9 protein-coding genes and 1 other annotated feature are annotated in these 12,920 nt (G+C 30.1%); of the genes, 6 read left to right on the top strand and 3 right to left on the bottom strand.

The genetic code is table 11. The annotated features are described in order from the left end of the window. Positions 1–29 precede the first annotated feature (29 nt). Complete coding sequence (locus A7L45_RS20725) at positions 30–956, top strand: metal ABC transporter substrate-binding protein (protein ID WP_224616847.1); 927 nt, start codon at positions 30–32, stop codon at positions 954–956. A gap of 192 nt (positions 957–1,148) precedes the next feature. After that, entirely contained in the window at positions 1,149–2,351 is a 1,203-nt protein-coding gene (locus tag A7L45_RS20720) for an EAL and HDOD domain-containing protein (RefSeq protein ID WP_071614542.1), read from the top strand. Positions 2,352–2,517: 166 nt separating this feature from the next. Here the strand turns inward: A7L45_RS20720 and A7L45_RS20715 are convergent, their stop codons facing one another. Both A7L45_RS20715 and A7L45_RS20710 read right to left on the bottom strand, forming a co-directional pair. Further along, positions 2,518–2,781 carry an HPr family phosphocarrier protein gene (locus A7L45_RS20715; RefSeq protein WP_071614541.1) on the bottom strand — a complete coding sequence of 88 codons (264 nt, stop codon included), beginning with the start codon at positions 2,779–2,781 and terminating at the stop codon, positions 2,518–2,520. Positions 2,782–2,983: 202 nt separating this feature from the next. After that, a complete protein-coding gene (locus tag A7L45_RS20710) occupies positions 2,984–3,850 on the bottom strand; it encodes an SDR family oxidoreductase (protein WP_071614540.1) in 867 nt (288 codons plus the stop codon). A gap of 260 nt (positions 3,851–4,110) precedes the next feature. Here A7L45_RS20710 and A7L45_RS20705 point away from each other — a divergent pair, with 260 nt between their 5' ends. The 3 genes from A7L45_RS20705 (at position 4,111) to A7L45_RS20695 (ending at position 8,003) form a co-directional block, all read left to right on the top strand. Further along, positions 4,111–4,872 carry a DeoR/GlpR family DNA-binding transcription regulator gene (locus A7L45_RS20705; RefSeq protein WP_071614539.1) on the top strand — a complete coding sequence of 254 codons (762 nt, stop codon included), beginning with the start codon at positions 4,111–4,113 and terminating at the stop codon, positions 4,870–4,872. A 72-nt stretch (positions 4,873–4,944) separates the two neighbouring features. After that, a complete protein-coding gene (locus tag A7L45_RS20700; protein ID WP_071614538.1) occupies positions 4,945–5,982 on the top strand; it encodes a Gfo/Idh/MocA family protein in 1,038 nt (345 codons plus the stop codon). A 362-nt stretch (positions 5,983–6,344) separates the two neighbouring features. Next, positions 6,345–8,003 (top strand): glutamine--tRNA ligase/YqeY domain fusion protein, encoded by a 1,659-nt coding sequence (locus tag A7L45_RS20695; RefSeq protein ID WP_071614537.1) that lies wholly within the window; start codon positions 6,345–6,347, stop codon positions 8,001–8,003. A gap of 320 nt (positions 8,004–8,323) precedes the next feature. Here the strand turns inward: A7L45_RS20695 and thrS are convergent, their stop codons facing one another. Beyond that, the gene (gene thrS, locus A7L45_RS20690) at positions 8,324–10,261 is read right to left on the bottom strand and encodes a threonine--tRNA ligase (RefSeq protein ID WP_071614536.1); all 1,938 of its coding nucleotides are present in this window, start codon (positions 10,259–10,261) and stop codon (positions 8,324–8,326) included. A gap of 135 nt (positions 10,262–10,396) precedes the next feature. Continuing rightward, positions 10,397–10,599, bottom strand: a binding site (T-box leader). A gap of 372 nt (positions 10,600–10,971) precedes the next feature. On the opposite strand from thrS, the gene A7L45_RS20685 reads away from it, so the two are divergent. Beyond that, a complete protein-coding gene (locus A7L45_RS20685) occupies positions 10,972–12,882 on the top strand; it encodes a putative bifunctional diguanylate cyclase/phosphodiesterase (protein ID WP_084647540.1) in 1,911 nt (636 codons plus the stop codon). Positions 12,883–12,920: the final 38 nt, after the last annotated feature.

Here is a 12,920-nt window from a genome sequence, read left to right as displayed (position 1 = left end):
AAGGAAATGATTTAAGGAGTGAAAAAACGTTGAAGAAAATTATTAGTATGATGCTTTTAATATGTGTTATATTTACATTAGCTGGATGCTCAAAGTCTACGCTTAATACCAAAGAAGAAGCTATAGGGACTGTTAAAAGTGATAAGTCAAAGCTACAGGTAGTTGTGTCTTTTAATCCATTGAAAGAGTTTGCAGAGGCTGTGGGTAAAGATAAAGTACAAGTGAAAACAGTAGTGCCAGAAGGCGTTGAGCCACATGATTTTGAACCAAAAATAAAGGATATGAAAAGTATAAGTGATGCTGATTTGTTTGTATATTCTGGATTCGGAATGGAAACCTGGGCCGCTAAAACTCTAAGTGCTATAGATAATAAGAATTTAGTTGTTGTTGATTCGTCACTTGGAATAAATCCAATAAAAAGTCAGGGTGATGAAGTTCAGGAACATGGTCAATTTGATCCACATATATGGCTTAGCTTAAAAGACGCTAAAATTCAAACTAAAAACATAAAAGATGCAATGGTTAAAGCAGATAAAAAGAATAAAGGGTATTATGACAAAAATTATGAGGAATTTTCAAAAAAACTTGATAAACTTTATAGTGAATATAATTTAAAATTCGCAGGAATAAAAAATAAGAATTTTGTTACCGGTCATGCGGCCTTTGGTTATTTGTGCAGAGAGTTTGGGTTAACACAAAATAGTGTAGAGGATGTATTTGCAGGGGGAGAGCCTACCCCTCAAAAACTAAAAAAAATAGTCGAGTTATCGAAAAAGTATGGAGTGAAAGTGATCTTCATGGAGGAACTTGCAAGTCCTAGAGTTTCTGAAACTCTTGCAAAAGAGGTAGGGGCTAAAGTACAAAAGATATATACAATAGAAAGCAGTGAAGATAATAAAGGTTACCTTGAGAGTATGGAAGCGAATTTATCTGAGATATATGAAAGCTTAAAATAATAATTAACCCTCGTCTTGATTAAGGCGGGGGTTAATTATTATTTTAAAACATTTATATTAGGTTAAAATTTGCTTATTTTATTAATAGTGTAAACAAAATACATTGCATTTTATATGCGATATTGTAAATTCGTGTAATATTATGTATAATAAACATAATACATCTTAAATGTATTTTAATGGAGGGATAGTATGGATGTTTTTTTAGCAAGGCAACCAATTCTTGATAAATTTAACAAATTACTTGGATATGAATTGTTATTTAGAGATAGCGGAAAAAACATATACCAAGCAGAAGATGGAGATAAGGCAACTGTTGAAGTTATAAAAAACTGTTTTGTAAATATAGGAATTCAGGAAGTAACTGGAGGTAAAAAAGCGTTTATTAATTTTACTGAAAATATTTTAAAATCAGATATTTTTATGGTTTTACCACCAAAAACGGTAATAATTGAAATATTAGAGGATATAGAACCTACAGAGGAAATAGTAGAGTTATGTAAGAATTTGAAAAAACAAGGTTATCTTATAGCCTTAGATGATTTTGTTTATTCAAGCAAGTACATAAAACTTATAGAGGTAGCAGATATAATTAAAGTGGATTTTAAAATAACTAAAGGGTATGAGAGAAGAAAAGTAATTGAACAGGTGAACTCCACCCATATAAACTTTATAGCAGAAAAAGTTGAAACTATGGAAGAATTCAATGAAGCTGTTTCGTTTGGGTATTCATACTTCCAAGGTTATTATTTTAGTAGACCACTAATGGTTTCAGGAAAAAGAATATCAGAAAATAAGATTGTTTATATGAAGTTATTACAGGAAATTAATAGTTGTAGTTTTGATATAGATAAAATAGAAGAGTTAATAAAAAAAGATGTATCATTATCATTTAAACTTTTAAAACTTATAAATTCAGCAAATTATGTTTTTAGAAGTAAAATAAAGTCTATTAAACAAGCGTTGACACTCCTTGGAGAAAAAGAAATAAAAAAGTGGTTATATTTAATAGTTTTCAAAACTATGGGTGAGGATAAACCAGAAATTATAGTAATAGAATCCTTAACAAGGGCAAGGTTTTCAGAACTAATATCATGTAAAGTTAGAAAAGGTGCTAATTCATTTAATGCTTATATGATAGGTCTATTTTCTATGGTGGATTTACTTTTGGATGTACCACTAGAGCAAATACTTGAGGAATTATTGTTACCAATTGAAGTTAAGGGTGCTTTAGAAGGGTGTAGTAATAATGATTGTAGAAAATTACTTGATTTAATCATAAATTATGAAGAAGGTAAGTGGGATGAGGTATCAAAAATTTCTAAACAACTAGAATTGGATGAAAGGTGGTTGCCAGATGCATACTATGAGGCAATTTTTTATGCTAATGAATAATTATCACGCACTTAGCGCATGTCAATTTCCTTTTAGTTTTTATTATCAAATAAAAATCAATGTAACTTAAAAAAATATTACTACTCAGATATTAATTCATAAAATATCTGAGCAGTAATAGATAATCAATTCTTATTTACTGTAGCATCTTAAATTATAATTTTGACTATTCTTCGCCAAATTTAGTTTCTACAAGGCTTACTAAAGCAGCCATAGCTTCTTTTTCATCTGCGCCTTCTGTAACGATTTTAATTTCTTCATCTTTTTTAAGTCCTAAACTCATTATGTTTATTATAGATTTTGCATTTGCAACGCCAGTACCATGTACGATACTAACAGTAGACTTAAATTTACTTGCAGTTTTTACAAAGATAGAAGCTGGTCTTGCGTGTAACCCTTGTTCATTTAATATTTTAACCGTTTTTTCCATTAATATAGCCTCCTAAAATTTAAATACTTATTCATCACTTATAACTTTCCTGATATCATAAAAATATAAGGAAGATTCTGATTTTATAAGAATCGATCGTTAAAGTCATAGTAACTGTATCTATAATGCAAAATTTGTAAATGTTTTCTATACACCATGAAATGCAGTATGTAAATAGTATAACATATTTATCTGTGATTTATTATAATTTTAAGCTGAATTCTTTTAAGCATTTTTTAATTCCATCGCTTGATTCTGAAAAATTTATATTATAATTATTAATTTTATCTGTACATAACCTTATATCACGCGAATGGTTTTTATATTTATCGTAGTCTTTTTCTAATAATTCATCTATTCTATGTTCTAACCCAACTTCTTTTAATATTAAAGAACATATATCATAACGGTTTAAACTGTTCTGGCTTCCAACGTGATAGGTATCATAAGGAAGATTAAATATTTGTGGAAATTGATCAATTACTTCATAAACATAAGTTAACCCTCTATATTCATTTGGGGTAGCCTTTATTTTTTTACCTTTTAAAATACTAGACAAGGTATCCAAAAGTATGTTGGGTGATAAACTACAATTTCGTTCTGGAAGACCGAAGAGCCAAGTAAATCTTAAAATCCAAAGTTCATCTAATGTTTGTTTAAGTATTCCTTCAGCTTCTAGTTTATTTTCACCATACACGGTGCTTGGGCGCGGGGTAACCTCTTCTGAATATGGACCAGGTTCAACATTCCCATTAAAAACTTGCTCAGAGCTAAGAAATATCATTTTTGCTTTGAATTCTTTGCAGGCTTTTGCAACATTAATTGACCCTGTAACATTAATTTTATAGGCTAACTCAGGATTTTTATCGCAAAATTCCGTGTTTGCGATAGCAGCTGCATGAATAACATAGTCTGGTTTAAATTTTTTAATGGTTTCAGTAACATTAGATTCATCAGTGACATCAAGCATAGACGAACTTGCTGAGAGTATTTCATAAGTGTTTATATATTTGGTAGCAAATCTTGTACAAAAGAAACCATTCCCACCGGTTAATAATATCTTTTTCATTTTAGCACCTCATTTTATATTTTAAACTATATTCAAAATTGTATTCTTAAAAATTCCGCAAATAGTATCAATTATTTTGTTAACAATTTATTGTTTGTTATTATTGTTTATTGTTTATTCCTATTGTATAATGAAATTAATAGAATTTCAATATGTAATTACAAATAAATTATTGCTATTTTAGGTGCTAAAATAATAATTAACGTAAAAAGTTTTCACTAAATAATTAATGAATGATTAATGGGGTAAGGTGGGATACTATGTTTGCACAGGAGAGGGCCGAGAAAATCATCCAGTTGTTAAATGAAAATCAAAAGGTAGTTGTAAAGGAACTAAGTAAAAGGTTTGATGTAACAGAGGATTGTATAAGAAAAGATTTAAAAACTTTGGAAAAACAAGGAATCATTAAAAGAACATACGGTGGAGGGGTACTAAATAGGCAGTTTGCACCACATGATGATATTTTGAGACGAGTAAATATTAATTTAGAAGGTAAAATAAAAATTGCAGAAAAGGCTTTTGAACTTATAAAGCCCGGAGAAACAATTTTTTTAGATATATCATCCATAAATATATTAATTGCAGAGAAAATTGCAAAAGGAAATAAAAAGCTCCTAGTTATAACTAACATGATTGATATTATTAGAACATTTTCAAAATGTGATCATGTGGACGTAATAGGCACTGGTGGAGTTTTTAATAAAGAAGTAAATGGTTTTGTAGGATCGTCAGCTATTGAGTGTATATCAAAGCACAAGGTAAATAGAGCGTTTATAGGTAGTTGTGGAGTTAATATGTTTGATAAAAGTATTACAACCTATGATATTGAAGATGGAAACACAAAAAAAGCTATTATTAGTTCAGCGAAAAAAGTGTATTTAGTGATAGAAAACAAGAAGTTTTATTATGATGCAACTTATAAATTTGCAGAAATTTCTGATGTAAATGTTATTATTGTAGATGAAGTTCCGGATAAAAAAATCCGCACCGAATTAGAAAAGATGAATGTAGAGCTAATCTAAAATTATAGTAAATAAATATTTTTAGTGGTATTTTTTTAAAATGATATTAATATGAGAGCGAGGTATAAATTTATGAAAAAAATAAATTTTGCAATGATAGGATTTGGTGGGATAGCAAAAACACATTCATTAGCAGTTTATGATGCTAATTTAAGGTTTTCACTTCCTTATGAGCTAAATTTAAAATATATTGTAACTAGGGACCCTATGATTCTTCCTATTAGTGGAGTTATAAATGTTACAGACATTGAAGAAGTACTTAAGGATGAAGAGGTTGATTTTATTGATATATGTACACCAAATAATGTCCATTTTGACAATGTGGTAAAGGCAGTAAAATACGGCAAAGCTATTTACTGTGAAAAACCACTAGCCACAAATCTTAAAGATGCAATAGAAATGGAAAGACTTGTTAAGGAAAATAATATAAAAAATTCTGTAGCTCTGGTTTATAGATTTATGCCAGCTTTGTCATTGCTAAAAATAGAGCTTGAAAAAGAGACAATAGGCAAGGTTATAGATTTTAAAGTGAGAACTTATCATGATAGTTATTTAAATGAAAAGAAAAAGGATACATGGAGAACTGGAAAAAATTCTGGTGGGGGTGCATTACTCGACTTAGGTGTCCACTTAATTGACATGATACAATTTACTATGGGTGATATAAAAGGAGTAGATGCAAAATCTAGAATTTTCTTTAAAGAAAGATCAGAAGTGGATGAAATTACAAATTGTGAATTTACATTGAGAAATGGTGTAATTGGAAGCCTTGAGGTTTCAAGGGTATTTACTGAAAGAGAACAAACAGATGATTACGTAGTTTATGGAAGCCTTGGTAGCATAAAGATTAGTTTTAATAATCCTTATGAAATTGAAGTATATAGTTATGAAAGTAATTCAACGGAGATAAAAAATGTAGCAGCAGGGGATAACTTATTAAAATTCTATGCGGATAAAAGAAATTCTTTGGGATATTTCCAAAATTGTCATACAGCGTCACTTATAAACTTCGCAAATAAGATTTATGATAATTCATATGAAAGCATAGCTGCTGATTTTGATGATGCATTAAAATGTCAAAGAGTAATTGATATGGTGTATGGGAGATAGGTATGAAAATTCTCGTATATGGCTCCAAAAAATAAATTTAAATGAAAATTTAATTAAGATTGGTATTAATAAACTAGAATTTGGTTAATATGGCAAGACTATAAATATAATTTGAAAAACTTAATATTTAATGCCATGGAACGTTTAAATCCTAGGAAAAAATCTGTTTTTGTGATATATTTAGTAGATATACATAAAACTTACAAGCGACTGAACTTACATGTGATTTGGCTTACTTGCATCCAACCTTACTCGCAATCAGATTTACGAGTAAGATTGTTATGTGGAAGTCTTTTCTCGAGTAATCTGGATTACGGTAGGGGATATTAAAAGTTTGCTAGATTAAAAGGAAGGTGTCAAACATGGAAACTAAGACCAGTTCATCAAATTTTATAAGAAACATTGTTATGGAAGATATAGAAACAGGAAAACATAAAAAAATAATTACTCGTTTTCCACCTGAGCCAAACGGATATTTGCATATAGGGCATGCAAAATCAATTATTATAAATTTTCAGTTAGCAGATGAATTTAGCGGTACGACTAACTTACGTTTTGATGATACTAATCCAGCGAAAGAGGATAAAGAGTACGTTAAATCTATAGAAGAAGACGTTAAATGGCTCGGATTTCAGTGGGATAATTTGTTTTTTGCATCTAATTATTTTGATGAGATGTATAAGCGTGCCGTGTTATTAATAAAAAAAAGTAAAGCTTATGTCTGTGATTTAACAGCTGATGAAATGAAAGAGTACAGAGGTACTTTAAGAGAACCTGGCAAAGTTAGCCCATACGTAAATAGAACAATCGAAGAAAATCTAGACTTATTTGATCGTATGAGAAAAGGTGAATTCCCTGATGGAGCAAAGGTTTTAAGAGCTAGAATTGATATGACATCTCCTAATATAAATATGAGAGATCCAGTAATTTATCGTATATCGCATGCAATTCATCATAATACGGGGGATAAATGGTGTATTTATCCTATGTATGATTATGCACATCCAATAGAAGATGCAATTGAGGGAGTTACACATTCAATTTGCACTTTAGAATTTGAAGATCACAGGCCTCTATATGATTGGGTTGTAAATAATTGTGAAATGGAAAGTATTCCAAGGCAGATTGAGTTTGCAAGATTAAATATAACAAATACAGTAATGAGTAAAAGAAACCTTAAGCAATTAGTAGATGAACAGGTAGTAGATTCATGGGATGATCCACGTATGCCAACTATAGCTGGACTTAGACGTAGGGGTTATACACCAGAATCTATACGTAATTTTTGTAGGGAAATCGGAGTTGCAAAAGCTAATAGTAAAGTAGATGGTCAATTGCTTGAGCACTTTATAAGAGAAGATTTAAGCCCTAAAACACCTAGAACAATGGCTGTTTTAAGACCTTTAAAAGTAGTTATAACAAATTACCCAGAATCTCAGGTTGAAATGCTTCAAATTGAGAACAATCAAGATGATCCATCAATGGGAACTCGTCAGGTGTCATTCTCAAGAGAAATATATATAGAAAGAGAAGATTTCATGGAAAATCCAATAAAGAAATACTTCAGATTATTTGTGGGTAATGAAGTAAGACTAAAAGGAGCATATTTTATTAAGTGCAATGAAATGGTTAAGGATGCAGAGGGAAATGTATCCGAACTACATTGTACTTATGATGTGGAGACTAAGAGTGGTAGTGGATTTACAGGAAGAAAAGTTAAAGGAACAATCCACTGGGTAGATGCAATAAATGCACTTCCAGCAGAATTTAGATTATATGAACCCTTAATTTTAGATGATGAGCAAGAAGACGGAAAAACATTCTTAGATCAAATAAATCCAAATTCTATAGAAATTTTACAAGGATTTATAGAACCAAATATGAAAGATTCAAAACCAAATGACAAATTCCAATTCTTTAGACATGGATATTTTAATGTGGATAATAAATACACAACAGCAGAAAAATTAGTGTTTAATAGAATAGTGTCTTTAAAAAGTTCTTTCAAAATTCAAAAATAGATTTTTGTAATGAAAGAGAGCCAGTACAAGATTATATCTTGTACTGGCCTCTTTCATTATGGGCAGGATATATTCGCTAGCCCACTAGATATATCATAGTATAATTTTCTCCAGATTGAGTTGCAATAAGAAGTGCAGTAACATTGGAATTCCATTTAGAATTTTATATTCGTAAAAGATTAGAATGTCTTAATGAAATTTCACGTTTCAAGCTCATATTGCAAGTCACACTGGAGAAGTTTTCTATTATAACAATTTATTAATAAGGCAGCACAAGATTTTATCTTGTACTGCCTTATTTTGTTATAATAATTTACCTACTATAATAATTTAGTATCGATTTCGTCTTTAATTCTTGTAATAAATGAGTCTAGTGCGATTGCACCCTCATCAGCATTTTTACGACTTCTAACAGAAACTTCGTTTAGTTCTGCTTCTTTCTCTCCAACTATTAGTAGGAAAGGAACTCTTTCATTACGAGCTTCTCGAATTTTATACCCAATTTTCTCTGCTCTAAAGTCAGCTTCTACTCTAATTTTAGATTTTTTAAGTTTTGCTACTACTGTTTCTGCATAATCATGATATTTCTCAGAAATAGGTAATACTTTAACTTGAAGTGGTGCAAGCCAAGTTGGGAAAGCGCCAGCATATTTTTCAATAAGCGTTGCAAGTGTTCTTTCGTAACAACCAATAGAAGTCCTATGAATAACATATGGAAGTTTTTTAATTCCATCCTTATCAATATAAGTCATGTTAAATCTATCTGGTAGTTGAAAATCAATTTGAACTGTAATTATAGTATCTTCTTTACCAAAAACATTTTTGATCTGTAAATCAAGTTTAGGGCCGTAGAAAGCAGCTTCACCAATAGCTGTTTTATAGTCTATTTTAAGATCATCTAAAATGACTTTCATCTTAGATTCAGTTAGTGCCCAAGCCTCTGGGTTATCAATATATTTTTCTTTATTATTAGGATCCCATTTTGAGAATCTATAAGTAATATCATCTTCAATTCCAAGAGTCTTGAGCATAAAGTGAATTAAATCTACAACACCTTTAAATTCATCTTCTAATTGATCTGGTCTAACAACTAAATGACCCTCTGAAATAGTGAACTGACGTACTCTTGTAAGACCATGCATTTCACCTGAGGATTCATTCCTAAATAATGTTGAGGTTTCTGCATATCTAATTGGAAGGTCACGATAACTTTTCTGATCTGCATTATAAACTGTAAATTGGAATGGACATGTCATAGGGCGTAATGCCATAACGTCTTCACCCTTGGATTCATCACCAAGAACAAACATTCCATCTTTATAATGATCCCAATGACCAGATACTTTATATAATTCGCTTTTAGCCATTAAGGGTGTTTTAGTTAGAACATAACCTCTTTTTTCTTCCTCATCTTCAACAAAACGTTGTAATAGTTGAATTACCCTTGCGCCATTAGGCATAAGTAGAGGTAATCCTTGACCTATCATTTCTGATGTAGTAAAGAGTTTGAGTTCACGTCCAAGTTTGTTATGATCTCTTTTCTTAGCATCTTCCATTTTCTCTATATGAGCATCTAAATCAGATTTCTTTGTAAATGCAGTTCCGTATATACGGCTAAGCATTTTGTTTTTTTCATTGCCTCTCCAGTAAGCACCTGCAACTTGAGTAAGTTTAAAGGCTTTTATATATTTTGTAGACATTAAATGAGGACCTGCACAAAGATCTGTAAATTCGCCATGTCTGTAGAAAGATAAGCTGGCATCTATTGGTAGGTCTTCAATTAACTGAACTTTAAAATTCTCATCTAATTGACCCATAAAAGCTATAGCTTCAGCTCTTGGAAGCTCAAACCTTTCTATAGGCAGGTCTTCTTTAACAATTTTTTTCATTTCTGCTTCAATTAATTTAATATCTTCAGCAGAAAAAGAGTCTTGTTTATCAAAATCGTAGTAGAAACCGCCATCTATAGCAGGTCCTATGGCAAGTTTAGTATTTGGGAATAATCTTTTAACTGCTTGAGCCATAATATGAGTTGCAGTATGTCTAAAGGCTTTTTTACCTTCCTCACTATCAAAAGTTAATATACTAAGTTCGCAGTCCTTAGTGAGTTTATAACGTAAATCTACAGTTTCACCATCTACCATGCCGGCACAAGCAACTCTTGCAAGTCCCTCGCTAATATCCCTAGCAACTTCAATTACAGTTATTTCAGATTCATAAGATTTTATTGAACCATCTTTTAGTTTAAGATTTATCATGTACATTGCTCCTTTCTTTTATATACTTGTTTAAATTTTTTCATATAGAAATGAAAAAATAAAAAATGTTATCAACAAGTTTGTAAACTTATATTTTTGAAAAATAAAAAAACCCCGTCTCAATTCTAATTATAGAATTGGGACGAGATTATAATTTCCCGCGGTTCCACCCAAATTGTTTATATAATAAACCACTTAATAATTATAACGGAATTACCGGGCTTTGTTGAAGCCGCTCAGAGGTAGTCTTCAGCTAATTTCATTTAAGAATACTTCCAGCTAATGTATTCTTTCTCTGTAAATGTACCATGGCTTACTTTCCTCATCGTAGTATTGATTTATTTGCTTATATTAATTATATCACTTGCGGTATATATGTCAAGATAGGTAAAAAGATTAATATGTAATTTATTCTAGTTTTATGGTACTTATAATATAATAATTTTTATTCGTTTTCAAATAACTTTAATGTGCATTATGTAAAAATATTGGTATAATTAATTTACTGTTTTATTAAATATGTGTAATTTATGCTAAAATTATTTAATACATATAATAAACGTTTACATTCGATAATTAAGGTTATATTATAAAAGACCATTAATAAAAACATAAATTCCACGATAGATATAGTAGTAAACTTATTAATGGACTTTAAGGTATAAAAGATATAACCAATTGTTTCATACATGATAACTGGAGGGGTATAAGTGAACGTAAAAAAAACAGCCAAAATCAAAATAAGTAAATTTATTAAAAGAACATATATAATTTTTTCAAATATATTAACTAAAAAAGGTAGAGAGCGGTTTTGTAAATTCGGAAAAAGGTACAAAAAATTCTATGTTACTTGTGGACGAGCGGTAGCAGTAAAAGAGAAATTGAGGGTGCAATATGATGAAATTCATGAAAAATTAGCAATAATTGAAAAAAGCCAGGAAAGATACAAATTATCATTAGATTCTACCAATGATGCTATGTGGGAAATTGATTTAACAACTAAAATGTTTTCCTCATCTAATAGATTTAATAACATTACTGGATATGACAAAGAAGTAGCAAATCCTATTGAAAATATAATTAAGCTTGTCTTAGAGGAAGATAGGGAAATTGTAATAAATGATTTTATTGATCTCATTAATGGCGGAATCTTATACTATCAGTGTAGATTAAAACTTAATTTTAATGGCATAGACAATAGATGGTTTTTGATTAGAAGTATGTGCCTTAGAGATACAAGAGGTGTTGCGATTAAAATTGTAGGCTCCATTTTAGGAATAGCTATTCAAAGAAATTTTGAAGAAGAGATTAATAAATTAAAATATTATGACATATTAACAGATACACCTAATAGAAAATTATTTATTAGCACATTAGAAAATGAGATTATTAAATCAAAGGGTACGTACAAGCAAATTAAACTTGCTATATTGTTTATTGATTTAGATAATTTTAAAGAAGTTAATGATACTTTAGGGCATACCTATGGGGATGAATTGTTAATAAATGTTGCAAATTTGATTAAAGCTACTATGGCAGAGGGAGATCTTGTTTCAAGAGTAGGTGGAGATGAATTTTTTATTTTAATGAAAAGTATTAAAGATTATTCTAAAGTAAGCAGATTATGTGTAAAACTTCAAAGCTTGCTAAATTGTGCGATAAGAATAGATAATAAACATGTATATACTTCGGCAAGTATTGGTATTGCAATCTTCCCAAATGATGGCTATGATACTAATATATTATTGAAAAATGCAGATACCGCGATGTATAGTGCTAAAAATAATGGTAAAGCAAGGTATTCTTTTTTTAATGAAAGTATGAGTTCTATAATTGTAAGACGTGCCGAAATAGAAAAGGGATTAAGGAATGCTCTAGAAAATAATGAGTTTGAAATGTATTATCAACCGCAAATAGATATTATAAATAATAAATTAAAAGGGTTTGAAGCGCTTTTAAGGTGGAATAGCGCAAAGCTTGGAAAAGTATCACCTGCGGAGTTTATACCTATTGCAGAGCAAAGTGGACTAATAGTTTCTATTGGTGAGTGGATTATAAAAATGGTGTGCCTCCAAAATAGTTTATGGAAAAGCAAAGGATATTTATATGATACTATTGCAATAAATCTATCTGGAATTCAATTACAGAATGATGATTTTGAAGAAAATCTAAAAAACATTATAAATGAAACTAAGATTAACCCAAAGTTTGTGGAACTTGAAATTACAGAAAGTATCTTCATGAAGGACTTTGAGCGCAGCATTAAATTGCTAACTGCAATAAGGGAATTAGGCATAACTATTGCTTTAGATGATTTTGGGACGGGATATTCATCGCTTAGTTATTTGAAACGCCTACCTATAAATACGCTGAAGATAGACAAGTCCTTTATAGATAATATCGATACAAATGAGCGAGAAAAGGTTATTGTAGATGGGATAATATTACTTGCACAAAAAATCGGACTCGACGTAATTGCAGAAGGGGCAGAAACAAAGAATCAAATTGAACTATTAAAAGGAATGGGATGTAATCAAATACAGGGTTATTATTTTAGTAGACCCCTATCGGCATGTGAAATTGAAGAAAAGTTTTTAAGTACTAACTGTATTAATTGTTAGAAAAAGATGGCATGGGATGGTTAATAATTAAATAATAA

Source organism: Clostridium estertheticum subsp. estertheticum (assembly GCF_001877035.1).
In the GTDB taxonomy this organism is placed as follows: domain Bacteria; phylum Bacillota; class Clostridia; order Clostridiales; family Clostridiaceae; genus Clostridium_AD; species Clostridium_AD estertheticum.
Note: the sequence above shows the minus strand (reverse complement) of the source record. Positions and strands in the feature narration are given on the sequence as shown.